The 25495-nt window shown below is 64.3% G+C and carries 18 protein-coding genes; 8 read left to right on the forward strand and 10 right to left on the reverse strand.

The genetic code is table 11. From position 1 onward, the window contains the following. Positions 1-2 precede the first annotated feature (2 nt). The 5 genes from ASF61_RS09970 to ASF61_RS09990 all read right to left on the reverse strand — a co-directional run bounded on the left by ASF61_RS09970 (position 3) and on the right by ASF61_RS09990 (position 7639). The gene (locus tag ASF61_RS09970) at positions 3-2945 is read right to left on the reverse strand and encodes a TonB-dependent receptor (protein ID WP_082491425.1); all 2943 of its coding nucleotides are present in this window, start codon (positions 2943-2945) and stop codon (positions 3-5) included. 398 nt (positions 2946-3343) lie between these two features. Next, positions 3344-3799 carry a hypothetical protein gene (locus ASF61_RS09975; RefSeq protein ID WP_056154710.1) on the reverse strand — a complete coding sequence of 152 codons (456 nt, stop codon included), beginning with the start codon at positions 3797-3799 and terminating at the stop codon, positions 3344-3346. 185 nt (positions 3800-3984) lie between these two features. Further along, positions 3985-4455: a response regulator gene (locus ASF61_RS09980; RefSeq protein WP_056154713.1), complete on the reverse strand. Its 471-nt coding sequence runs from the start codon at positions 4453-4455 to the stop codon at positions 3985-3987. Further along, the gene (locus ASF61_RS23975; protein ID WP_229205780.1) at positions 4452-6881 is read right to left on the reverse strand and encodes an ATP-binding protein; all 2430 of its coding nucleotides are present in this window, start codon (positions 6879-6881) and stop codon (positions 4452-4454) included. Before ASF61_RS23975 ends, ASF61_RS09980 begins: the two co-directional genes overlap by 4 nt. Further along, positions 6878-7639 (reverse strand): LuxR C-terminal-related transcriptional regulator, encoded by a 762-nt coding sequence (locus tag ASF61_RS09990; protein WP_056154716.1) that lies wholly within the window; start codon positions 7637-7639, stop codon positions 6878-6880. The genes ASF61_RS23975 and ASF61_RS09990 overlap by 4 nt, the downstream gene beginning before the upstream one ends. 155 nt (positions 7640-7794) lie before the next feature. On the opposite strand from ASF61_RS09990, the gene ASF61_RS09995 reads away from it, so the two are divergent. From ASF61_RS09995 to ASF61_RS10005, 3 genes are all read left to right on the forward strand, one after another. Beyond that, positions 7795-8289 carry an SgcJ/EcaC family oxidoreductase gene (locus ASF61_RS09995; RefSeq protein ID WP_056155451.1) on the forward strand — a complete coding sequence of 165 codons (495 nt, stop codon included), beginning with the start codon at positions 7795-7797 and terminating at the stop codon, positions 8287-8289. A gap of 267 nt (positions 8290-8556) precedes the next feature. Further along, positions 8557-9393, forward strand: a complete 837-nt coding sequence (locus ASF61_RS10000) for a hypothetical protein (protein WP_056154719.1) — start codon at positions 8557-8559, stop codon at positions 9391-9393. Between the two features lie 28 nt (positions 9394-9421). After that, entirely contained in the window at positions 9422-11677 is a 2256-nt protein-coding gene (locus ASF61_RS10005) for a penicillin acylase family protein (RefSeq protein WP_229205781.1), read from the forward strand. 95 nt (positions 11678-11772) lie between these two features. On the opposite strand, the gene ASF61_RS10010 is transcribed toward ASF61_RS10005, so the two are convergent. Beyond that, a complete protein-coding gene (locus ASF61_RS10010; protein WP_056154723.1) occupies positions 11773-12186 on the reverse strand; it encodes an HNH endonuclease in 414 nt (137 codons plus the stop codon). 198 nt (positions 12187-12384) lie between these two features. Here ASF61_RS10010 and ASF61_RS10015 point away from each other — a divergent pair, with 198 nt between their 5' ends. The 3 genes from ASF61_RS10015 to ASF61_RS10025 all read left to right on the forward strand — a co-directional run bounded on the left by ASF61_RS10015 (position 12385) and on the right by ASF61_RS10025 (position 16324). After that, positions 12385-12939 carry a thymidine kinase gene (locus tag ASF61_RS10015; RefSeq protein WP_056154729.1) on the forward strand — a complete coding sequence of 185 codons (555 nt, stop codon included), beginning with the start codon at positions 12385-12387 and terminating at the stop codon, positions 12937-12939. Between the two features lie 314 nt (positions 12940-13253). Continuing rightward, a complete protein-coding gene (locus ASF61_RS10020; RefSeq protein WP_200919842.1) occupies positions 13254-14087 on the forward strand; it encodes an alpha/beta fold hydrolase in 834 nt (277 codons plus the stop codon). Between the two features lie 104 nt (positions 14088-14191). Further along, positions 14192-16324 (forward strand): TonB-dependent siderophore receptor, encoded by a 2133-nt coding sequence (locus ASF61_RS10025; protein WP_056154734.1) that lies wholly within the window; start codon positions 14192-14194, stop codon positions 16322-16324. A 21-nt stretch (positions 16325-16345) separates the two neighbouring features. On the opposite strand, the gene ASF61_RS10030 is transcribed toward ASF61_RS10025, so the two are convergent. The 3 genes from ASF61_RS10030 to ASF61_RS10040 all read right to left on the reverse strand — a co-directional run bounded on the left by ASF61_RS10030 (position 16346) and on the right by ASF61_RS10040 (position 20506). Beyond that, positions 16346-17683 carry an MFS transporter gene (locus ASF61_RS10030; protein ID WP_056154738.1) on the reverse strand — a complete coding sequence of 446 codons (1338 nt, stop codon included), beginning with the start codon at positions 17681-17683 and terminating at the stop codon, positions 16346-16348. A 196-nt stretch (positions 17684-17879) separates the two neighbouring features. Beyond that, positions 17880-18332, reverse strand: coding sequence for a copper chaperone PCu(A)C (locus ASF61_RS10035; RefSeq protein WP_056155457.1), 453 nt, complete (start codon positions 18330-18332; stop codon positions 17880-17882). Between the two features lie 134 nt (positions 18333-18466). Next, a complete protein-coding gene (locus ASF61_RS10040; RefSeq protein ID WP_056154740.1) occupies positions 18467-20506 on the reverse strand; it encodes a methyl-accepting chemotaxis protein in 2040 nt (679 codons plus the stop codon). A 501-nt stretch (positions 20507-21007) separates the two neighbouring features. On the opposite strand from ASF61_RS10040, the gene ASF61_RS10045 reads away from it, so the two are divergent. Continuing rightward, the gene (locus ASF61_RS10045) at positions 21008-23296 is read left to right on the forward strand and encodes a carboxy terminal-processing peptidase (protein WP_056154743.1); all 2289 of its coding nucleotides are present in this window, start codon (positions 21008-21010) and stop codon (positions 23294-23296) included. Positions 23297-23416: 120 nt separating this feature from the next. Here the strand turns inward: ASF61_RS10045 and ASF61_RS10050 are convergent, their stop codons facing one another. Then, the gene (locus tag ASF61_RS10050) at positions 23417-24037 is read right to left on the reverse strand and encodes a PEP-CTERM sorting domain-containing protein (protein WP_082491427.1); all 621 of its coding nucleotides are present in this window, start codon (positions 24035-24037) and stop codon (positions 23417-23419) included. 259 nt (positions 24038-24296) lie between these two features. Between ASF61_RS10050 and ASF61_RS10055 the strand changes: the two genes are divergently transcribed. After that, positions 24297-25487 carry an acyl-CoA dehydrogenase family protein gene (locus ASF61_RS10055; protein WP_056154750.1) on the forward strand — a complete coding sequence of 397 codons (1191 nt, stop codon included), beginning with the start codon at positions 24297-24299 and terminating at the stop codon, positions 25485-25487. Positions 25488-25495: the final 8 nt, after the last annotated feature.

Consider the following 25495-nt stretch of genomic DNA (forward strand, 5'->3'; position numbering starts at 1 on the left):
GCTTAGAATTCATAGGCTGCCGTGAAGCGGAATTTGCGCGCGCTCTGGAATGACTGCGGCTGCATGTAGGTCGCGCTCGGGGTGCCCAGTGCGGTTTCGCCCTGCTCGTTGATCGAGGTAACGGTGCGCTCGTTGAAGATGTTGAGCGCGTCGATCGTGAAGGTCAGGCCTTTCTGCCATTTCGGCTGGTAATTGGCCTGCACGCCGACTTCGGTGGTCCATGCCAGGCGGCCTTGCGAGCCGCGCGGATTGAACACGCCGTTGCAGTAGAACGAAGCCGAACCGTAGCCGATCGAGACGGTGTCGAGGTTGCCGTTATAGTAGCCCAGGCAGTTCTTCGGACGGCCCGACTGCACCACGAGGTTGGTGCCGAGGCGCCACTCGTCGGCCACCTGATAGGCGCCGAACAGTTTCACGGTATGGCGGCGGTCGTTGGGCAGGTAGCCGTAGGCGCCCTCCATCAGGCCCGGGTAATCCCAGTCCTGGCTGATACCGGCGTCGTCCTGGCCGATGTCGGACTTGACGTAGCCTTCGGTGTTACCCTTGCTGAAGGCCATGACGTAGGAACCCTGCAGCGACCATTTGCCGTCCCATGGGCGTTCGAAGGTCAGCTCCAGCGACTTGTAGGTACGCTCCGGTTTCGGGAAGCCCAGCGCCGATGCGGGAATCCGGACCTGGGTAAGGCCTTTGCCGTCCTCGAAATCGACGTTGGCAGTCAGGTCCTTGCCCGGGTTGTACAGGAAGCAATGGTCGATGGCGTCGCCGAGGATGGCCGCCTGGTCGGCCGTGTAGCCATTTGCCGTCGCCCAGCTGGCTGCGCCGGTGCCATTGCACATGTCGTCCATCACGCTTTGCAGTTTGCGGTACGTGAGCTTGGCGCCGACGACCCAGCGGTTGGCCAGCGCCTGCTGGATGCCGAGGATGTATTCGTCCTGGTACATCGGTTTGATGTTGGGGTCGACCACCGAGCGGGGATCGCCCGCTTCGCCGTTGCCCGACACCAGGCGATCACCGAGCTTGGTCCCGAGCGCAGGTAGGCGGAAGCGGTCGGTCCCGAGCGAACCGCCATACACGTAGACGTCGCGGTAATCAGTTTCCGCGCCCGACAGGCGCACATTGGTATTCGACATGACCGGGATGTAGTAGCGGCCGGCGTTAGCGAACAGCTTGGTTTGCGAATCGCCGCGCACGTCCCAGGTCAGGCCGAGCCGTGGGGCCCAGGTGTTCTTGACCTCGATGAAGGTGGCGCCGACCGCGTTCTTGTTGGTAAACGATTCATTGCGGATGCCGAGCGAGGTCACTACGTTCTTGCTGACCTGCCAGTTATCTTCGATGTAGTAAGCGGCATTCTCGGTCTCGAAGGCGCCGCCGTTGGCGAACACGCGGCTGGTCACGATATCGATAGGCGCGCCGCTGGTATTGCGGTAGCCATTGATGGCGGTGGAACCGGCGTTGAGCGTGCTGATCTGGTAGAGCATGCCACCCGAGTAGGACGTGCCGTCGACCACCTTGTATTTTTCGCTGTCCAGGCCAAAGCGCAGGCCGTGGTCGCCGAGCGTCCATTCGGCGTCGAGACGGAATGCCTTGCGTTCGTCGTTGGCATTCGGATCGGTGATGGTGCTGGCCGTGCGGCAACCGTAGTTGGTGGTGCTGCCGCGCAGGTCCTGCACGATCGGGCAGGCCGACGTGGCGATATTCGACTTCCGGTTGTAGCGGCCCAGGCCGTACATCGCGGACACGGTAAAGTCGTCGGTCAGCCAGGTGGTGTACTTGGCGATATAGTTTTCGCCGCCGGTCGTGTACTCGTCATGACCGACAAAGTCGCCGCGCCCTTCGGCGTAGGCGTTGGGCGATTGCCAGGTATCGACCTTGTCCTTGGCTTTGTCGCTGAACGCAGTCAGTTCCAGCGTATTGCTGTCATTGATGTTCCAGTCCGCCTTGAGTAGGTATTTCGGCGACTTCGACGTGGTGACATCCTGCTGCGTCTTGCCGTACGTGTCGCGCTTGATGTCGGCGCCTTGTACCAGGCCGAAGATGAACAGCTTGTCCTTGATGATCGGACCGCCGAGCCAGACATTGCCCTGGAGATCGTCGGTACCGCCCGGGCGCTTCAGTTGCACGTATTTGCCGTCGGCGGTCTTGACCGTCGGTTCGGTATAGATCGCGGAGCCCTCCAGCGAGTCGGGCGCGTAAATGACATTGGCGCCGCCCTTCCACTCGTTGGTGCCGCGCTTGGTGGTAACGGACAGCACGCCGCCAAGCGAGCGGCCATATTCGGGGCCATAGCCGCCGGTCTTGATTTCCTGCGAGCCGATGGCGTCGAACGGCACCTGGTTGAATGCCACACCGTTCAGGGAATTGGTGACGTTAAAGCCGTTGATGTAATACACGTTCTCGGCCGGCGAGGCGCCGCCCAGCGACGGCACATTGCCGGCGCGCAGGTTGGTCTGACCGATGCGGCTGTCGCCGCGGGTCGCCCCCGGCGCCAGCAGCGCCACAGCGGTCACGTCGCGCGTCACAGGGATGCGGTCGATGGCCACCTTGCTCAGCACCGTGGTCGATTCCGGGGATTTGAAGTCGATCCGCGCCGCGCGCGAGCCGGACACGGTCACCGACGCCACATCGCTGAAATTGACAGTGCTGCCCTGGCCCGGATTGATCACGACCGTATCGCTCTGCTCCGCGCCATTGGGCAGCTTGACGGTGATGGTGTAGGTGCCCGGCGCCATCTGCGACATCTGATACATGCCATCCTTGCCGGAAGTGACGGTGCGCGACACACCGATCGACTTGTTTTCGATGACCACCACGCTGCCGGCGGCAGCTTTGCCCGAGACGCTGCCATTGGTCGATTGCGCATGGGCCACCGTCACGATCGCGTGAGACGCAATGATTGCCATGAAGGCGACCGACAACGCATGGGCTACTACGGTTTTTCTCAACATCTGATACCCCTTGGTGAAGCTCTTGCCTGCCTGAGCTTTTATTTTGAGTAACGCGCCAGGTCGGCGCGTGTCGCCTGCTCACACTTGACCTGTGATCAATATTGATCGCTCGATCAAAGCATTGCCTGGCCATCAAAACATGGGGCCGAAAATACTGTCAATAAACTGGTATAAAAGTCGGTGAAATACAACATTTTCAAAAGTAAATGCACCAGAATGAACGAGATATGCTCCGTTGCTGTGCATTTTGCACCGTCTGGAGAGCGAACATTCACTGCGCATGAACCTGGTTTAAGTCGTATTTAATTCTGAAAAATTCTGATTTTGCCGATGGATGTATGGCTACAAAGCGAAGCGGTGCACTGGCGCAGCACGCGCCAGTTGCCGTCGATGGGGACTCAGCGCGGCGTGCCGATGCTGTCTTCGATCGAAGCCAGTATTACGTGTTCGGCTGCCTGGTGGATGTTGGGATTGCTCAGAATGTCGTACTGGAACGCGCCGCCAGGCGTGGCCATCAGGTTGCCGTCGCAGTAGACGCGGGCGTTCCAGTCGGCGCCGTGGCCGACGCTGTAGGTGCCCAGGTAGCTGATGGCGCGGCCGTCGCGCTTGCGCGTGAATGCGCCCTTGATCGGCCACTGGTCGAGCCAGTACGTCGCCATTTCCCTGGCATAGCGGTTGGCGCCGTCGACCGAGCCGAATTCGGCTGCCGGGTACGACTGCTCGTAGACCAGGTCGCCGGCCGGCGACGTTCCGCGATAGATGCGGAAACTCGCATAGTAACCGTGATCGGCCGTGCGTTTGGGGGTGCAGACGATGTGGTGGCCTGCATGGGTATAGCTGTAGGATGTCGCCATAGAACCTCGCTGGGTGAACTGGTTTGGCGCATCGCACCAAACTTGCCGGGCAACGGTAGCAGCCGCTGCGCGGGCGATTTTTATGGGGCAAGAATAGCATAGGCTGCCGCAGCGGGCCGGTTCAACCGTGCGCGCAGGCGGGTTGTTTATTGCGTCGCAGCATGAGTGCCTGGGATGCGGCGGCGTCAGGGCAGGCGGCTGCAGTAGCTTTGCGGGGCCAGTTCGGCTTGCGGCGCCAGCGCCTGCAACCGCTTGTACAGCACCCGGGTTTCCAGCAGATTCCACACGCGCAGCATCGCTTCCAGCGTGTCGAACGGCTTGGTCAGGAAATCCTTGGCGCCCAGCGACAGGGCGCGGCGCCTGGCGTCGGCCGTGGCATCTGCCGTGATCACCAGCACCGGGCGGAAATCGTAAGGATCGCCGCGGCGCTTGAGGCGCTCGAGCACGGCGTAACCGTCGAGGTCGGGCATCATCAGGTCGAGCACGATCAGGTCGGGGTCGAACGCGGTGAACAGGTCGAGCGCGGTGCGGGCGTCGGTGGTGCCGACCACGTGGGTCAGTCCTTCGGCAAGAAACATGTCTTCCAGCAGCCGCAGGTTGGCGGGCTGATCGTCGATGATCAGGATGCGCGAGGCGAGTACCTGGTTTTCCATCATGGGGTGTGTCCTGTCGTGTCGAGGAGGGCGTAGAACGCCGGGATATCGAGCGGCTGATCGAGCCGGTCGGGCTGGCGGCCGGCGTCCCTTGCTGCAGGCGCAGCCGCTGTTGTTGCCGAACCTGCAGCCGACCCTGCAGCCGGGCCCAGCAGCACCACGCGGGCCGGCAGGGCGCGCCATGCCGGGTGGTCCAGTTTAGCCGCCAGCAGCACCAGGTCGGGCCGGTCGGCCTGCGCCTGCGCCAGCGCAGCGGCGGCGTCGGCCACGGCGCTGATCCGCCAGTGCGGGCGGCGCCGGGCCAGCGTGGCGACCAGCATGCGGGTGGCGGGGTCGGCATCGACGCACAGCAGGTGGTGGGTGGTGGCCGCATCGGCGGGCAGGGCGGCGGGCGGTGCCGGCTGGGTGGGCTGGTTTGGTTCATCGATGTCGTCTGCGGCCGGCGCCGCTTCGGCGCTTGCCAGCGGCAGGGTCAGCACGAAGCGGCTGCCGGGTCCGGTCTTGTCGCCCAGCACGACATCGCCGCCCATGGCCTGCATCAGCGCTTTCGACACGGCCAGGCCCAGGCCGGCGCCCTCGGTCTTGCCGCGTTCCGCGCCGAGGCGGTCGAACGGCGCAAACAGGCGCCTGCGCAGCGACGGCGTGATGCCGGGACCGTTGTCGTCGATGGCGATGCGGGCCTGCTGCCGGTCCAGCGCCACCATGATGGTGACCGCACCCTCGCGCGGACCGTACTTGATGGCGTTCGATAGCAGGTTCAGCAACGCCTGCAGCAGGCGCTGGCGGTCGGCCATGACGGCGACCTGGGCCAGGTCGGGCGCTGGCGCAGTACTAGCGACGCCCGCAGCACCAGCCACACCAGCCACACCAGCAGCACCAGCAGCATCAGCAGACTCAGCACCAGCACCAGCGGCACAAGTTGCACCAGCACCAGCACCAGTACCAGCGGCACCAGCACCAGCACCAGTACCAGCACCAGCGGCACCAGCACCAGCACCAGCACCAGCATCAGCACCAGCACCAGCACCAGCACCAGCGGCACCAGCACCAGCACCAGCACCAGCACTAGCACCAGCGGCACCAGCACCAGCGGCAACAGCACCAGCACCAGCACCAGCACCAGCACCAGCACCAGCACCAGCACCAGCACCAGCGGCACCCGCACCAGCACCCGCACCAGCACCTGCGGCACCAACGGCACCAACGGCACCAACGGCGCCAGCACTAGCAGCACTGGCACTAGCACAAACAGCAACAGCAACAGCAACAGCACCAGCACCAGCACTAACCGCACCGGCATCGTCGCGGCACAGCTGCACGCCGCGCTGGCGCGCCAGCGGCGCCATCAGCATCATCGCTTCGTCGAGCAGCGGCGCCAGCGCGACCGGCGCGCAGGCCAGGGTCAGCTTGCCCGCTTCGATGCGGCCGATATCGAGCACCTCGTTGATCAGCGATAGCAGGTGCTGGCCGGCCTGACGGATATGTTCGGCGTGTTCGCGCGCGCGCGGTTCGCGCAGTCCCGCTTCGAGCAGCTGCGCGTAGCCGAGGATGGCGTTGAGCGGGGTGCGCAGTTCGTGGCTGGTGCGCGCCAGGAATTCGGTCTTGGCGCGGCTGGCGGCCTGCGCTGCGGACGCCCGTCCGGCCAGCAGCACGCTGGCCTGGTGCAGGCGGTCGGCCAGCTGGCCCAGTTCGTCGGTGGTGGACGGCGTCGGCTTGAGCGGCAGATCGTTGGACAGGCGCTCGGCATTTTCGGCCGCCAGCCGCACGCGCCGCACCAGTTCCAGGGTGAAGGTGAGCGTGGCCAGCGCGCCGGCCATGCCGGCGCCGATCACGATCAGCGACATCCACAGGTTGCGGTTCGACGCCTGTTGCAGGGCTGCCGTGCGCTGCTCCACCAGCACTGCTTCGCGCACGTTCATCACGCCGATTTCGCTGCGCAGCTGGTCGAGGATCTGCTTGCTGCTGAGCAGGTGCTGCTGCAGCTCGGCCGTGCTGGCTTTGCGCTGGCCGCGCAGCAGGTTCAGGCTCTCGAGCTTGCTGCGCAGCAGCGGCGTGATGCGCGCCAGGCTGGCGCGCTGCTCGGGATCGACCGCGCGCGCCTGCAGGCTGGCCAGCGTGGCCGGCAGCTGTTCGGCCGCCAGGTGATACGGCACCAGGAAGTCGTCGCGGCCGGTCAGCAGGTAGCCGCGCACGCCCGTGGCCGCCTCGGCGATCTGCGTGTGCAGGCGCTGGATGTCGGCCTGCGCCTGCATGGTGCGCAGCATGTCGGCGGTGGCGGCGGCCGTGTTGCGTTCGAGCGTGTAGCTGGTGGCGGCCGACCCCAGCAGCAGGAGCAGCGACGCGGCAATGATGGAGCCGCCCTTGAAGCCGAGCGACCAGTGGCGCGGATGGAACCGGGCCAGCCCGTGCGGGCGCTGCGGCGCGCTCACGATCCCAGCCCCAGGTCGGCGGCGCGGACGGCGGCCTGGGTGCGGTCGTTCAGATCGAGCTTGTGCAGGATGCGTTCCACATGCACCTTCACCGTGCCGGCCGCGATGCCCAGGTGTGCGCCCATGGCGGCATTGGTCCAGCCTTGCGGCAGCAGGGCCAGGATCTGCAGCTCGCGCGGCGTCAGCGCCTTGAGCACGGCCGCCGCCTCGGTCGCCCCCACGCGCGGCGCCGCCTGGTGGTTGGCCAGCGCGGCTGCCAGCAGGGTGGCCAGCGCCTGCAGCGTGAGCAGGTCGTCGGGATGGGGCGGCGGCGCCGCAGCGCTGCTCAACAGGGCCAGCATGCCGCGGTGCCTGCCGTCCACGCACAGCGGCACCAGCACCTCGAGGCCGGCACGCTGCTCGCGGCCGATGCGCAGCGTACTGGGAACGTCCTGCCGCACCAGCGGCGCCACCGGGCCCGGTTGCAGTACCGTGTGCAGCGCCATTGCGTGGGCGATGCGCGCACCGACGGGCGGCACCTGGCCCTGGCTGGCCGCAACCTGCAGTGCATCGTCACCGAGCACCAGCATCACCCCGTCCTCGAGCGACAGGAAGGCCAGCACTTTCGACAGCACGGTGGACAGGGCGCCGGCACGGGCGCCGTCGCGGGCCAGTGCGTCGGCCGCGTCGGTGAGCAGGCGCCAGCGGGCGGCGCTGCTTTCGCTGTGACGGTAGCGGGTGCGTACGGCGAGGGCGCTGTCAACGGGAGCAGTAGTCATCGTTCAACCAGTTTCATGTGTATGCCGACGATTATATGCCGCCCGGCATATGCCGCAACCCCCGGCCGGCAGATTTTGGCGGTGGGCCCGGCGGCCATACTGCGGTCATTGGCAGTCGCAGCCTGCCGATCTTTCCCAACCACCTGGAGTTCACCATGAAAAAAGTCCTGATCGCCCTGGCCCTGGCCGCTACCACCAGCTTTGCCGTTGCCGACATCGCGCCGAAGCTGTACACCGGCGTGGCCACCGCGCCTGCCAATGCCCAGGAAGCGGAGATCGCGGCACTGTTCGACCGCTGGAACGCCACCCTGGCCACCGGCAACGCTGCCAAGGTCGCCAGCCTGTACGCCAGCGATGGCGTGCTGGAGCCGACCGTGTCGAACGAAGTGCGCACCACGCCGGCCGCCATCGAAGACTATTTCACCAAGTTCCTCAAGATGAAACCGGTCGGCACCATCAATATGCGGCAGATCCGCGTGCTCGGTCCCGACTCGGCGCTCGACACCGGCGTGTACACGTTTCGCCTGACCGTCGACGGCAAACCGCGCGATGTGCAGGCGCGCTACACCTATGTGTACAAAAAGATCGATGGCGACTGGAAGATCCTGAACCACCACTCGTCTGCCATGCCGGAGGTGGCCGTCAACTAAGCGCATCGTCACAACGAGAAAAGCCCCGCGGTGGCAGCAACCACCCGGGGCCGTTGGTCAATAGCTGGAGAAAGCATGTTTGACTGATTGAGATAATAAAGGGCAATTCTTAAGCCAGTCTTAGCTGCACTGCAACATCGCGCATGGCGCGACCTGGTAGACCGCGCCAGCGGCCCCCGCTTGCCGGCGCGCCGGATGGTGTAGCATGTCGCGTGGCGCAGCTGGCAGGCGCATTTTGCCCGCCGCCGCCTGTACTCAAGGAAAACCATGCAAATCAAAATCAACGACGTGCTGCGCGCCTACATCGAACCGCTGACCGAGGCCGAATACGCAGCACTGGAGCGCAGCGTGCTGTCCGAGGGCTGCCGCGACGCGCTGGTCCTGTGGCAAGACATCCTGGTGGACGGTCACAACCGCTACCAGATCTGCCAGGAACACGGGATTCCGTTCAAGGCGGTGGAAAACACCAGCTTCCGCGATCTCGACGATGTCAAATTGTGGATGATCGACAACAACCTGGGGCGCCGCAGCATTTCCGATTACCAGCGCGGCGTGCTGGCGCTGCGCAAGAAGGAAATCGTCCGGGCCCGCGCGCTGGAACTGGCGGCCGAAGCCGCTGCCGAAGACGCGGCCATTGCACCGCCCGACGGCGAGGCGAAACCGAAGCCGGCTGCCATGCCGCTGAGCTCGCGCGAAGACATCGCCCGCGCTGCCCGCCTGTCGAGCGCCACCATCAGCCAGATCGAGAAGATCCAGAAGACCGCCACGCCGGAGCTGGTGGAAGCCGTGCGTTCGGGCACGATCTCGATCAATGCCGCCGCCACCGTGGCCTCGCTGCCCGAAGAGGCGCAGATCGCTGCGGTCGCTGGTGGTAAGAAGGAGCTGCAAAAGGCGGCCAAGGAAGTGCGCGAGCTGCGCACGGCCGGCAAACCGCCCAAGGAAGCCAAGGGTGCGCGCGAAGACGGCGAGCGCGATTACAATCGCAATCCCGGCGAGGCAGACGAGCTGCGGCGCGAAAATGCCGCGCTGCGCGAGAAAAACGCGGCGCTGCTCGAAGAAATCACCGCGCTGCAGCGGCGTATTTCGGAGCTGGTGTCGGCCTGATCTGTTTTGGCCTCATCCTGACTGGAGTTTGTCGATTCACCGATGGCGCGCCACGCTGGCCTTGATCTGCTTTGTTCCGCTCAATGCCGCACTGGCCGCCAAACCGGTGCCGGCGCCGCCATCCGGCGCCGACCTGGCCCGCATGCAGGCCCAGGCCAGGCGGGTGACCATCCTGCGCGACCGCTGGGGCATTCCCCACGTGTATGGCCACAGCGACGCCGACGCCGTCTTCGGCCTGCTGTACGCGCAGGCCGAAGACGACTTCCACCGCATCGAGCGCAACTATATCAATGCCCTGGGCCGCCTGGCCGAAGTCGAGGGTGAGGCCGAACTGTACCGCGACTTGCGGATGAAGCTGTTCATCACGCCCGAGTTCCTCAAGGCCCAATACCAGCAAAGTCCCGCGTTGCTGAAAAAGCTGATGGTGGCGTTCGCGGACGGCCTGAACTATTACCTGGCCACCCACGCCGACGTCAAGCCCGCGCTGATCACCCATTTCGAGCCGTGGATGGCGCTCGCGTTCAGCGAGGGCAGCATCGGCGGCGATATCGAAACCATCGACCTCAAGCAGCTCGAAGCCTTGTATGCCGGCGGCGCCCACCCGCTGATGGCGCCGGTATTGCTGGCCGCCGAAGGCAGCGACCTGGACCACGAGCCGGGCGGCTCCAACGGCTTCGCCATTGCCCCGGCCATCACGAAAAACGGCCATGCGCTGTTGATGATCAACCCGCACACGTCGTTTTATTTCCGTCCCGAAGTGCAGGTGCACAGCCGCGAGGGCCTGAATGCCTACGGCGCCGTGACCTGGGGACAGTTCTTCGTGTACCAGGGATTCAACGACCGCGTAGGCTGGATGCATACGTCCGGCGGCGGCGATGTCATCGACGAATACCTGGAAACCATCATCGACAGGGACGGGCAGTATTATTACCAGTACGGCGCCGAGCAGCGGCCGCTGAAGGCGGTCGATATCGTGCTGCCGTACAAGACGGCCCAGGGCATGGCCAGCAAGACCGTGACCGTGTACTACAGCCACCATGGCCCGATCGTGCGGGCCAGGGACGGCAAGTGGATCGCCGTGCGCCTGATGAACGAGCCGAGCAAGGCGCTGACCCAGTCCTTCATCCGCACCAAGGCGCGCAACTACCAGGAGTTCTACGACTCGATGACCTTGCGCACCAACTCGTCGAACAACACCGTGTATGCGGATGCAGACGGCAATATCGCCTATTTCCACGGCAATTTCATCCCGCGCCGCAATCCGGCCATCGACTTCCGGCACCCGGTCGATGGCAGCGATCCGGCTACCGAGTGGCAGGGCCTGCACGAGGTCGAGGAGACCATCACCCTGTTCAATCCGCAGAATGGCTGGATCTATAACACCAACAACTGGCCGTTCACGGCGGCCGGCCCGTACAGTCCCAGGGCCAGCGATTACCCGGCGTATATGTCGATGAACCCGGAAAATCCGCGCGGCATCCACGCCGTGCGGGTGATGGAAAACCGCCGCGACTTCACCATCGACAGCCTGATCGCTGCTGCCTACGATACCGCGCTGCCGGCCTTCGAGCCGCTGCTGCCGCCGCTGTTCGCCGCCTACGACGCCTTGCCGGCCGACGATCCGCTGCGGGCCGGCCTGGCGCCGCAGATGGCGGCCCTGCGCGGCTGGGACCTGGGCTACGCACTGGATTCGGTACCGACCTCGCTGGCGATCTACTGGGCGCAGGATCTGACGGCCGCCTTCGGCCCAATCGCCAAGACCCGCGACGTGCTCGTGCTCGACTATCTCCAGGCCGCACTGACGCCGCGCCAGCGCCTGGAAGGACTGGTGCGGGCGTCCGCCAAGCTCACCCGGGACTTCGGCACCTGGCAGACGCCGTGGGGCGAGATCAACCGCTACCAGCGCCTGACGGGCGACCTGGTGCAGCCGTTCGACGACAGCAAGCCGAGCCTGCCGATCCCGTATGCGTCCGCCAACTGGGGCGCGCTGGCTGCCTACGGCATGACGTCGCCGCAGACCACGCGGCGCATCTACGGCGAGCGCGGCAACAGTTTTGTCGCCGTGGTGGAGTTCGGGCCGCGCATCAAGGCGCGCAGCATCCTCGTAGGCGGGCAGAGCGGCGACCCGGCGTCGCCCCATTTCGCCGACCAGGCCGAAATGTTCGCCCGGGGCGAGTTCAAGGAAGTGCTGTTCTACCGCGAAGATGTCGAGCGCCATCTCGAGCGGCGCTACCATCCGGGCCAGCCTGCGGACCGGCCGGCGTCGCCTGCGGCGCGGCCGTAGGCGGCGCAGACGGGGCGCAGAGGGAGCGTAACCGGGGCTGCGGGCCGGGGCAGGAGCTCGGGCCGGGATCGAAACTGCCGGCCTTTATCGGCGTCTCAGGTCTGCACCAGATTGTCGGGCAGCGCCGGCGGCGCAGCATCGGGCGCGGTCGCGGGCGCGGCCGGCGGCGCTGCGATCAGCTCGAGGTTGTCGATGTTGTTGTTGCGCACATTGCCATCCTTGTGGCGCACCAGCGTGTAACCGCGGGGGTTGGGCAGGTACACTTCCGCCACCAGCTCGTGCACGTAGAATTCGCCGGTCCGGTTGCCGCCGCGCAGCTTGACGCGCAAGCCGTCCGGATACAGGGTGGGGCGCACCGCCGTCACCTTCGGCCCGGCGCACATCAGCACCCGGCCGTCGCGCGAGATCTTGTACATGCCGCTGCCGGGAATCGGCTTGGCGCTGGCCACCGTGACCGAATACAGTACGCCGAGCGCCAGGACGCCGGCGATGAGGAAGACGATTTCCATCGTTGCTGGGTATGGTTGTTGTGATGATCACATGGTAACAGCGAACCGCGACCGGCCGAGCGCGGAATACCGGCCGTTATCGCCCCTATATCCGGGCGCTGTCGTGGCGCCGGTGCTGCGGTGGCCGGCGCCCCGTGCCCAGGGTTTATAATCGCGCACACTTTTTTCGCCGCTGGCCGGCGCGTTGATTGGAATCCCATGGCAAGTCTACATTTCAGGTACTCGGCGATGAACGCCGGCAAAAGCACCTACCTGCTGCAAGTCGCGCACAACTACAAGGAAAACGGCATGGACGTGCTGCTGCTCACGTCCGCGCTCGATGGCCGCGACGGATTCGGCGTGATCGCATCGCGCATCGGGCTCAAGAGCACCGCGACGACCTACACGGCCGAGACCGACTTTGCCGCGCTGCTGCGCGACGTCAAGGTCGCGTGCGTGCTGATCGACGAAGCGCAATTTCTGACCGTATCGCAAGTCCACCAACTCCACTGGTGGGTGCACACGACCAACACGCCCGTGATGTGCTTCGGCCTGCGCTCCGATTTCCAGGGCAATCCCTTCCCCGGCTCCGCCGCCTTGCTGGCGCTGGCCGACAGCCTCGAAGAAATCAAGACCATCTGCAAGTGCGGCAAGAAGGCGACCATGAATATCCGCACCGACGAACACGGCGTGCGCGTGCGCGAGGGCGACCAGGTGCTGATCGGCGGTAACAGCCTGTACCGCCAGGTCTGCGCACGCTGTTTCTACAACTAGCCGCGTCGGTCCTGGCCTGGCGGTCATGCTTCCCCTCGGTGTAGTTGCCCTATCTTAAGACAGAATACAAGGTAGGGTGCGATGGTGTCCAATGGCGGAGTCGGTCCACGCGTGGCGTGGACAGTCCCCACCATCCGAATGACAGCCATCAGGAGCACGACGTGAAATCCGAAACTACCCCTCTCGACACCATTACCTCGCGCCGGTCCGCCATCGCCGGCGGCCTCGGCGTGGCGGCTGCCGCCGTGGCAGCCACCCTGCCGTCGGCGTCGTCGGCGGCCGCTGCCGGTGCTGCAGCGCTGCGCGGCGCCACCATGGACAGCGGCTACGTCACCGTCAAGGACGGCGCCCAGATCTTCTACAAGGACTGGGGCCCGAAAGACGCGCCGGTGGTGTGGTTCCACCACGGCTGGCCCTTGAGCGCCGACGACTGGGACGCGCAGATGATGTTCTTCCTGCAGCACGGCTACCGCGTGATCGCCCACGACCGCCGCGGCCATGGCCGTTCCACCCAGACCGACAAGGGTAACGACATGGACACCTACAGCGCGGACACCGCCGAGCTGGTCGCCGCGCTGAAGGTCAAAAAAGCGATCCACGTCGGTCACTCGACCGGCGGTGGCGAAGTGGCGCGCTACACGCGCCAGCACGGCAAGGGCCTGGTCACCAAGGTGGTCCTGATCAGCGCCGTGCCGCCGATCATGGTCAAGTCGGCCAGCAATCCGGACGGCGTGCCGCTGTCCGTGTTCGACGATATCCGCAAGGGCACCGCGTTCAACCGGTCGCAGTTCTACATGGACCTGACCGTGCCGTTCTACGGTTTCAACCGCCCGGGCGCCAAAGTGTCGGAAGCGATGCGCACCAACTGGTGGCGCCAGGGCATGATGGGCGGCGTCAAGGCGGCGTACGACTGCATCTTCCAGTTCGCCCAGGTCGATTTCAGCGACGACCTGCGCGCGCTGGACATGCCGGTGCTGGTACTGCACGGCGAAGACGACCAGATCGTTCCTTTCGCCAACAGCGGCGCCAAGTCGGTCAAGCTGGTCAAGAACGGCAAGCTGATTTCGTACCCGGGCTACCCGCACGGCATGCCGACCACGCACGCCGACGTGATCAATGCCGACTTGCTGAAGTTCTTCAAGGCATGATGGCGTCGCGCATGTGACGAGGGCAGGGCTCTGGCGCGATAATGCAATTGAGTTGCATTCCGTGTAGAATGCCACGCTGTTGCGATGTCATCCCTGGAGCCTTCATGTTCGTAGTTCGTCCTTCGCGGCTGGCCGTGTGCCTGGCCGCCGCCTATCCCTGGCTGGCCGTGGCCGGCCCGCTCGACGCTGCTGCTGCTGCTGTTGATCGGCAGCCCGAAGTCAGCGATGTCGTTGATGTGGTGGCGGCGCGCCAGCCGTATCGCAGCCTGTCGGCGACCGGCGCCACCAAGACCGAGACCGACCTCAAGGACCTGCCCCAGGCCGCGCGCGTGCTGACCGCGGACATGCTCGGCGACGCCGGCGTGACGCGCCTGGCCGATGCGCTCGACCTGGGCAGCGGCATCGCGCGCCAGAGCAATTTCGGCGGCGTCTGGGACAGCTATGCGATCCGCGGCTTCACGGGCGACCCCAGCTACGGTTCCGATTTCCTGGTCAACGGCTTCAGCTCCAGCCGCGGCTACAACGGCCAGCGCGACACGGCCAATGTCAGCAGCATCGAGATCCTCAAGGGACCGGCTGCCGCGCTGTACGGCCGGGGCGAGCCGGGCGGCATCATCAACATCACCACCAGGAAGCCGCTGTTCCAGCCGTCGTACATGGTGGAGCAGTCGATCGGCAGTCACGACACCTATCGCACTGCAGTGGACCTGACCGGGCCGCTGGGCGAGAATGTCGCGTACCGCCTGAACGGCGCCTACCAAAAGGGCGACAGTTTCCGCGACGTGGTGCGCAACGAGCATCACCTGCTGTCGCCGTCGGTGATCTGGCGCATCTCGGACACCACCACGCTGTCGTACGAAATCGAGCAGGTGCTGCAGCACGGTGCGCTCGACCGCGGCGTGGTCGCGGTCAACGGCGTGCTGGGCCTGATACCGGCATCGCGTTTCCTCGGCGAACCCGGCGATGGCCGCACGACCATCAAGTCCACCGGCCACCAGGTCTTCCTGCAGCACGACTTCGCGCCGGGCTGGTCGCTCCAGAGCGGACTGTCCTACCGCAGCAGCCGGTTCACCGGCTTTTCCAGCGAGGCCTCGGCCTTGCAGGCCGACGGCCGCACCCTGCGGCGCCAGCGCCGCTACCGCGATTTTTCGGGCCAGGACTGGTCGGGACGGCTGGAAGTACTTGGCCGGCTGAGCACCGGCGCCGTGCAGCACAATGTGCTGGTCGGCGTCGATGGCTACCGCTTCGTCGACGACCGCCTGCAGCTGCGCCGCAATCCGAGCGCGGCCGCGCCGTACAGCATCGACATCTACGAGCCCGTGTACGGCGGTGCGCAGCCGACCAACCTGGCGCGCTCGATCGATACCCGCGAGCAGCAGTGGTCCACCGGCGCCTACGTGCAGGACCAGGTCGATCTGGGCGCGCAGTGGAAGGCGCTGCTCGGCGTGCGCCGCGACGCCTACCGCCAGCGCATCACCAACGCGCTGCTGGCCGGGCGGGTCAACCAGCAGCGCATCTGGGCCACCAGCCCGCGCGCCGGCCTGGTGTATCAGCCGGACAAACAGCTGTCGCTGTATGTGTCGGCCGCCAAGTCGTTCCGGCCCAACAGCGGCATCAGCATCAGCAACGACGCGTTTCCGGCGGAGAGCAGCCGCGCCTACGAGGCGGGCGTCAAGTTCGACACGGCCGATGGCAAGCTGAACAGCACGCTGGCCATGTACTCGATCAGGAAGCAGAATGTACTGACCGTGAACCCGGCCGATACCAATTTCTCGCTGGCCGCCGGCGAAGTCGGCAGCAAGGGCGTGGAACTCGATGTGGCAGGCGAGCTGGCGCGCAAGCTGCGGCTGTCGTTCTCGTACGCCTACACCGACGCCACCATCCTGCGCGACAACGTGCTGGCCGTGGGCGGCCGGGTGGCCAATGTACCCCGGCACACCGCCAACCTGTTGCTGGTGCGCCAGCTGAGCGTGGCCGGCAGGCGCGCCTCGCTCGGCGGCGGCCTCAACTATGTCGGCGAACGCAACGGCGACGTCGCGATCAGCCAGAGTTTCAGCCTGCCTGCCTACACCACGGCCAAGCTGGTGTCGTCGGTGGACGCCACGCGCCAGCTGCGCTTCTCGCTCGACATCGACAACCTGTTCGACAAGGTGTATTACGCCAGTTCCTACCAGCAGCTGTGGGTGGCGCCCGGTGAACCGCGCCGGGTGACGCTGAAGGCGCAGTACAGGTACTGACTGCGCCGGGCGCCTACGCCATCATGCGCGGGTGACCGGCGTCTTGAACTCGAAACGCTTGATGTCGCCCACCATGAACACATAGCACACGATGGCCAACGCCGCGTTGGCGCCGACGAACACCAGCGCGCCGGCGAAGGAACCGGTGGTCTGCAGGATGTAGCCGATCACGATCGGGGTCGTGATCCCGGCGATGTTGCCGAAGCTGTTGAACAGCGCGCCACTGAGGCCGCCGGCTTCTTTCGGCGACGTATCGGCCACAACTGCCCAGCCGAGCGCACCGATGCCCTTGCCGAAAAACGCCAGCGCCATCACGGTAATGATCAGCCAGTCTGCATCGACGTAATTGCAGACGATCATCGTCATCGCCAGCAGCATGCCGCCGACGATCGGCAGCTTGCGCGCCTTCGATTGCGAGTAACCGCGCTTGATCAGGCGGTCCGATATCACGCCACCGAGCACCCCGCCCAGAAAACCGGCCAAGGCCGGCAGCGCCGCCACCAGGCCCACTTTCAGGATCGTCATGTGACGCTCCTTGACCAAGTAGATCGGAAACCAGGTCAGGAAGAAATAGGTGAGGGTATTGATGCAGTACTGGGCGATATATACGCCCAGCAGCATGCGACTGCCCAGCAGCTGGCGGATCGCCGACCAGATGTCGATGCCACCGCCGGCGGCGCTCTTGTCCCGGCTTTCGAGGTCGACCAGGGCGCCGCCGGCCGAAATGTACTCGAGCTCGGCCTTGTTGGCGCGCGGATGGTGTTTCGGTCCGTAAACTAGCTTGAGCCAGAAGAACGACATCACGATGCCCAGTGCGCCCATTACGTAAAACACGCTCTCCCAACCATGGGCATGGACCAGCCAGCCCATCAGCGGACTGAACAGCACGGTGGCGAAATACTGCGCCGAATTGAAGATGGCTGCTGCTGTACCGCGCTCGGCGGTGGGAAACCATGACGAGGCCATGCGGCTGTTGCCGGGGAACGAGGGCGCTTCGGCCGCGCCGATGGCCAGCCGCAGGCAGAACAACGTGACCAGCGCGGCGGCGCCGGTCAGAAAGCCCACGGTGCCCATCAGCATGGTGAATACGGACCACAGGAAAATGCTGAAGAAATACACGATCTTGGTGCCAAAGCGGTCGAGCAGCCAGCCACCCGGCAGCTGCGCTACCACGTATGACCAGGAAAAGGCCGAGAACACATAGCCCATCTGGAGCGGGTCCAGGCCGAGCACGCGGGTCAGCTCCGGGCCGGCTATGCCGACAGTGGACCGGTCGGCGTAGTTAATCGTCGTAACGGCGAACAATACGGCCAGTATCATCCAGCGTACCCGCGTTGCCTGTGGTTGCTGCGTTACCATGCGTGATCTCCTTCTTATCGGTATGTGCCGATCATATCGCACATATCAGACATCATACAACTCGATATCTAAAATAAGTATCACTCCACCAAAGCAGCGCGCAAGAATCAGTTAAGCCTTAAAAATCAAGCGGTTAAACGTTTTCTCATGTTATCTTAGTTGTATGATGACATGAGCAGAAGAGGTGCAAACAGATTCAGTGGTCGGCGTGAGCAGCTGCGGCCAGGGGCCTGACGATCGCCTCGACCTTGACGTTGCTGCGCACCCTGGCGGCGTTTTCCACTTCCAGCACCAGCGGTACCTTGTCGCCGTCCTTCAGTTGCTGCCTGAGCTGGAACAGCATCAGGTGGTAGCCGCCCGAGGTCAGCGCCACCGGTTTGCCGGCCGGCAGTTCCAGGGCGGACACCTGGCGCATGCGCATCATGTCACCGGCCATTTTCATTTCATGGATCTCCACCGCACCGGCGACCGGCGAACTGACCGCCACCAGGCGGCTGTCGCGGTCGGCCGTGAGCGTCATGAACGCGCCCGTGACTTTTTGGGCAGCCACGGTGGCGCGCACCCAGGGCTGATCGACGGTGACCTGCGACCAGGCCGGCAGGCTGGCCAGCAGGGTGGAACCGACAATCAGGGCAGCGATGGTTTTCATGGTCATAATCCTTGCGGCAAGCCGGTGGGCGCGTGGTGGCCGGGTGAGTGGATGAGGTGTTGCCGTGATTATAAAGAAAAAAAGCCGCCGGCGCGGGCGCGCGGGCGGCTCGGTCCGGCGCGTGTGACCGGCGGCTAGTTCAGCGCCAGGCGCGAAGGGGACTTCGTGCCCGGCTTCACCAGCGAGTGCACGGCGCCGGCATTGCTGCCGAGATTGAAGATGCGCACGACTTCGACCAGGTCGTGGGCCTGGTCCTGCAATGCCGCCGCAGCGGCAGCCGCTTCTTCGACCAGCGCGGCATTTTGCTGCGTGACTTCATCCATCTGGTGGATGGCGTCGTGCACCTGGCCGATGCCGGTGCGCTGCTCGTCGCTGGCGCTGCTGATCTCGGCCATGATGTCGGTCACGCGGCGCACGCTCTCGACCACCTCGCGGATGGTATTGCCCGCCTCGGCCACCTGGCGGCTGCCGGCGTCCACCTTGCTGACCGAGTCGTCGATCAGTTCCTTGATTTCCTTGGCGGCCGTGGCCGAGCGCTGCGCCAGGTTGCGCACTTCGGAGGCCACCACGGCGAAACCGCGCCCCTGTTCGCCGGCGCGCGCCGCTTCCACGGCCGCATTGAGCGCCAGGATATTGGTCTGGAAGGCGATACCGTCGATCACAGAAATGATGTCGACGATCTTGCGCGACGATGCGTTGATCGAGCCCATCGTATCGACCACCTGCGCCACCACTTCGCCGCCCCGTGCTGCCACGCCGGACGCGGCCATCGCCATCTGGTTGGCCTGGGCAGCGTTGTCGGCGTTCTGGCGCACGGCGCCGCTCAGCTCTTCCATCGACGCGGCCGTCTGTTCGAGGCTGGACGCCTGTTCCTCAGTACGGCTCGACAGGTCGAGGTTGCCGTTGGAGATCTCGGTGGCTGCCGTGGTGATCTGCTCGGCGCCTGCGCGCACCTGGCCCACCACGCCCGACAGGTTGCTGCTGATGCCGTTCAGGGCCTGCAGCACCTTGCCGATTTCATCCTTGCTGTCGATGTCCAGGTGGACATCGAGGTCGCCGCGGGCGATGCGGTCGGCCGCTTGCTCGGCGCGGGCCAGCGGCCGCGACACCACCTTGCGTACCAGCAGGAACAGCAGCACGGCAAAGATCGCCAGCGCGGCCAGGCCCACCAGCGCGTAACGGTTGCGCAGCATCACGGCCTCGCCGGTGATTTCATCGGTGTAGGTGCCGCCGACGATCAGCCAGTTCCAGTCCTTGAAGGTGTGGAATTCGACCATTTTCTCGCGGGCCGCCTGGTTGGGGCCTTCGGACCAGTTGTAGATCATGCTGCCCGATTTGGCTTCCAGCATGTCGCGGATGATGGCGCGACCGTCGGTGCTCTTGATGTCGATGAGGTTGTCGCCTTCGCGGCGCGGGTGCACCAGCGCCGTGCCCTGTTTGTCGCCCTTGGCGGCATTGATCACGTAGATGTAGCCGGTCTCGCCGATCTTGTACTGCTTGATTTTCTGCTTGAGCATTTCCATGTTCTTGGAGATGTCGAGGCCGATAAACAGCACGCCGATCACCTTGCCGGCGCTATCCTTGATGGGGTCGTACTGCGTGATGAACTGCTTGCCGAACAGCGTGGCCAGGCCGATATAGCTCTGGCCGTTACGCAGCAGCGGATAGCTCGGGTGTGCCAGGTCGAGCTTGGTGCCGACAGCGCGGTCGCCGTTTTCTTTTTTCAGCGACGTCGTCACGCGGACGAAATCGGTGCCGTCGGCGGCGAACACGGTGGCGATCACGCCGGTTTCATTGGTGAACTTGTCCGGCACCGAGAAGTTGAGGTTGAGGACCTTGTCGCCGTGCATCAGGGTTGGCGTCGGCTTGCCGGCGATTTCGATGGTACGTGCCGGGTCCAGGGTGAACTTGCCCTCGTCGAATTCGGACGCAAACAGGCGCGCGAAGCTCGATGCCTCGTTGGTCATGGCGTTGTTGAACACTTCGACCGTGTTGCTGATGCCGTGCAGCGAATTGGCGACATTGGATCGGGCGCGCTCGGCCAGCATGGAAGACGTGCTCAGGTTAATCAGGCTCAGCAGCACGGCCATGATCACGGTGATCAGGGCAAACGTGAAGACGGTGATTTTGGTACCAACTCCCCAGTCGCGGGGATTCATCAGGGATTTACTCATCGGGTGTAATAGTCGATCTTATTAGTCGTTCGGAAACGGAATATGCCCCCAAGGTGTGGGAGCGCTGCGTAAGGCAAGGAAAAACAAGCGCCTCACGAGTTGAGGCGGGCTGATCAACACCGGCGGCAAGGGCGGCGTCGTCATGAAGCTGAAGTACTAAAGCTGAAATGCGTCAGATCTATTTTAGCAGAAGTTTTCCTAAAAGCAATCATATTTTCACCCATCATTGTGAGTTTTCGTCTTAGAAACAATGACTTAAATAATATATTGCAGCAGTTAAATAAGGAGTTCTACGTATTCCCGCCAGCCATTCAGTCGTGCTTAAGGTTCAGCCGGGAAACTCCTTCTGCACAGTATGGTGTCCCAACTGCTATCCTGTAAAATGAATCGATAGGGCGGAGACAATTACACGCGATGCAGTTGTGGTTTTTTTGTCGCTTCGATTTCCTTTTATTATTTTTACCGCCTGTCGTACCTGTCCAAACATTCCGGAGTTAGCCGATGAAGAAAAAAATGCTGTTGGTGGCCATGATCGCGGCCCTGTCATTCCAGGCCGGCGCAGCCGTGCCGGACAAGGTGGCAGATGCGCCGCTCAAGCCCCAGGTTGGACAGGCCGAGGCCGCCGTGCTGGCGTCGCGCGTGCTGACCAAGCTGCATTACAAGGCAGCGCCGCTGGACGATGCCATGTCGGAAAAGATTTTCGACCGCTACTTCAAATCGCTGGACTCCGAAAAACTGTTTTTCACGCAGGCCGATCTGAACCAGTACGCCATCGTGCGCACCCGCCTGGACGACGCCATCAACGGCCAGAATCTCAGCGTGCCGTTTGCCATCTTCAACCTGTACCAGACCCGCATGCGCGAGCGCATCGCCTATGCGCGCGACCTGGTCAAGAACGGCAAGTTCGAATTCGGCTCCGACGAGACCTACCAGCTCGACCGCGAGAAAGCCGACTGGGTCAAGAGCGACGCCGAGATGAAGGAACTGTGGCGCAAGCGCGTCAAGAACGAATGGCTGCGCCTGAAGCTGGCCGGCAAGGACGATAAAAGCATCCGCGAAACGCTGGACAAGCGCTACGAAGGCTACCTGAGCCCGTCGCGCCAGCCCACCAGCGAAGACGCGTTCCAGATCTTCATGAACGCCTACGCCATGTCGATCGAGCCGCACACCAATTACCTGGGACCGCGCGCTGCCGACAACTTCGACATCGCCATGCGCCTGTCGCTCGAGGGCATCGGCTGCGTGCTGCAAAGCCGCGACGACTACGTGGTCGTGCGCGAAGTGGTGCCGGGCAGCCCGGCCGGCCTGTCGGGCAAGATCAAGGTCGGCGACCGCATCGTGGCCGTGGCCAAGGACGAGAAGGGCCCGATGACCGAAGTGCTGGGCTGGCGCCTGGACGACGTGGTGGCGCTGATCCGCGGTCCCAAGGATTCCACGGTCAAGCTCGAGATCATTCCGGCCGATGCCGGCCCGGACGGCAAGCACACGGTGGTCTCGCTGGTGCGCCAGAAGATCAGCATGGAAGAGCAGTCGGCCAAGAAAACCATCTACGAAGTCAAGGATGGCAATACCAAGCGCCGCGTGGGCGTGATTTCGCTGCCGACGTTCTACCAGGACTTCGAGGCGCGCCGCAAGGGTGACAAGGACTTCAAGAGCGCAACCCGCGATGTCGAACGGCTGCTGGGCGAGCTCAAGAAAGACAAGGTGGACAACCTCCTGATCGACCTGCGCAACAACGGCGGCGGCTCGCTCAACGAAGCGGTCGAGCTGACCGGCCTGTTCATCGACAAGGGCCCGGTCGTCATGCAGCGCAGCGCCGACAAGAAAGTGGAAGTCGAAAGCGACACCCGCGCCGGCATGGCCTGGGACGGCCCGATGGGCGTGCTGATCAACCGTGGTTCGGCGTCGGCGTCCGAGATCTTCGCGGCCGCCATCCAGGACTATGGCCGCGGCGTCATCATCGGCGAACCGAGCTTCGGCAAGGGCACCGTGCAAACCCTGTTCAGCCTGGACCGCTTTGCCCAGGACGACAAGGTGCGCTACGGCGAGGTCAAGTTCACCATCGCGCAGTTCTTCCGCATCAATGGCGGCACCACCCAGCTGCGCGGCGTCACGCCCGACCTGAAGCTGCCGACCATGACGGACGCCGAATCGTTCGGCGAATCGAGCTACGACAACGCGCTGCCATGGACCCAGATCACGCCGGCAACCTATATCCCGGCCGGCGACCTCAAGGACATCCTGCCGGTGCTCGATAAGAAGCACACGGCCCGCATCGCCAAGGACAAGGACTTCCAGTACCTGGCCGAGGACATTGCCCTGGTCAACAAGCAGCGCAAGGACAACGCGATTTCGCTCAACGAGACCGTGCGCCGCAAGGAGCGCGAACAACAGGAAGCGCGCGCCAAGCTGCGCGAGGCGCGCCTGCTGGCAGCGCCGGGTGCGGACGACCCGGTATTGCTGCCTGATCCGAAAGACGCGCTCAACAAGGCGATTGCCGCCAAGCCGGCCAACGGCAAGACGGCGCCGGTACCGAAGGTCACGGACATGAAGGGCGCCTTGCGCGCCGACGACGGCCTGCAGGGCGCCGAGCGTTCGCTGGCGGCCGAGCTGGAGGCGGAAAAGCAGGCCAAGGCCGCCAAGGACGTGCTGCTCAACGAAGCCGTGCACGTGCTGGCCGACGAGGTGGGCTTGCTCAAGGCCGACGCGCGCATGGCGGCGCGGGTGCTGCCGTATGCGCCCAGCTATTCGAGCTCGGCCAGTGCGGCCAGCACCACCAGCGGGAAGTAAGCACCTGCACAAAAAAGCCCCGCGCCATCACCTGGCGCGGGGCTTTTTTTATGGGTCATGTTGCTGGTCGATGTAAGAAGGCTGACCTGACGGGCGTGAACTCGACGTGTTGACGAGGTGTCAGCGACGGCTCTTGCGGCGGGCGCGCGCTGCCACCAGCGCCAGGCCGGCCATCAGCATCGCGTAGGTGGTCGGTTCCGGCACGGCCGAGACGGCGTCGCGCGCCACGATCGAGCTGACGGTCAGGAAGTCCGAATTTTCGGCAGTGCGGTCGGTGATCAGCGCGAACGGGCGCAGGCCGCTCGGCGTGGTCATCTGGTTGGCAAAGAAGGCGAAGCCGCCCGAGATGCCGTCCGCATCGCCATAGGTCGTATCGTTACGCGGATCGCTGCCGACCACCACGCGCTGCCCGATCAGGTTGCGGCGGAAGTCCAGCGGCGCTGCCGTGTAAAACAGGATCGACGAGAAGTCCTGCTTGCTGAACACGCCGTTGCCGACGCTTGCGCCACTGACGGTCAGCTTCAGGTTGTCGATGCGGCTGATGTCGATCGTGCGCGGGCTGAGCGGCGCGGTGTCGATCAGCGTCGAGTCGAGCGTCAGTTCGGCAAAGGCGGCATCGACGCCGCCCGCGCTGGCCCACTTGATATCGAAGGTGACCAGGCCCGCGTGGGCGAACGGTGCGACGGTCAATGCGCATGCTACTGCGGCCGCGCCAGCCAATTTTTTCAGGGAGTTCATCATCTAGGTCCTGCTGTCGGTGAGGGGATTCTTGCATTGAAGTCATGCAACGGATGCAATATAACCGTGGCCAGGTTAACTGGCAACCATTAATCGGTCACCGTCCGGACAAGCGTGATCGCCACGCGACAGATCGTTTTGCTCATAAATTTCCGCCAGGAATGGAAGCATTAGATCGATGCAAGGTTTCCGATGCAAGGTTTCTCCGCCAGAGTCCGGCTAAGTGGTACATTGATGGAATGATGCAGACCTCGGAGACAGCATGGATTTGAGCTATTCGGCGGCAGACCTGGCGTTCCGCGACAAGGTGCGCGCTTTCCTTGCGGCCAACCTGCCGCCGGACCTGCAGAAGAAGGTGCGCAACCACGTGCGGCTGACGCGCAACGACTACGTGCGCTGGCACCAGATCGCCGCGCGCCAGGGCTGGTCCGCGCCGGGCTGGCCGGTCGAGTACGGCGGTCCCGGCTGGACGCCGACCCAGCGCCATATCTGGGAAGAAGAATGCGGCCGCGCCGGCACGCCGCAAATCCTGCCGTTCGGCGTCAACATGGTGGCGCCCGTGCTCATGGCCTTCGGCAGTGCGGCCCAGAAAGCCCACTACCTGCCGCGCATCCTCAATTGCGACGACTGGTGGTGCCAGGGCTATTCCGAACCGGGCGCCGGCTCCGACCTGGCCTCGCTCAAGACGCGCGCCGTGCGCGTCGGCGACGTCTACATCGTCAACGGCCAGAAGACCTGGACCACGCTGGCCCAGCATGCCGACATGATGTTCTGCCTGGTGCGCACCAACCCGGACGTGCGCAAGCAGGAAGGCATTTCCTTCCTGCTCATCGACATGACGTCGCCCGGCATCACGGTGCGTCCGATTATCACGCTCGACGAGGAACACGAGGTCAACGAAGTCTTCTTCGAGAACGTGCGGGTGCCGGCCCACAACCTGGTGGGCCAGGAGAACAAGGGCTGGACCTATGCCAAGTACCTGCTCGGCCACGAGCGCACCGGCATCGCTGGCGTGGGCCGCTCCAAGCGCGAGCTGGCGTTCCTGAAAAAGCTGGCCATGGAGCACACGCGGCACGGCAAGCCGCTGCTGCACGATCCCGTCTTCGCCAGCAAGGTGGCCAACGTCGAGATCGAACTGATGGCGCTGGAAACCACGGTGCTGCGGGTGATCACGCGGCCCGCCCATGCGCCGGGCCCGGAGGCGTCGCTGCTCAAGATACGCGGCACCGAAGTCCAGCAGTGGCTGACGGAACTGATGATCGACGTGCTGGGCCCCGACATGCTGCCGTTCGATCCGGCCTACCTCGAGGGCGACAGCGAGCATGCGGTCACCGGCGACGACACGGGGGCCGCGCTGGGCGCCAACTACCTGAACATGCGCAAGACGTCGATCTATGGCGGCAGCAACGAAATCCAGAAAAACATCATCGCCCAGATGATCCTGGGATTGTAAGGGAAACG

It is taken from the genome of Duganella sp. Leaf126, from assembly GCF_001423125.1.
Classification (GTDB): domain Bacteria; phylum Pseudomonadota; class Gammaproteobacteria; order Burkholderiales; family Burkholderiaceae_D; genus Rugamonas.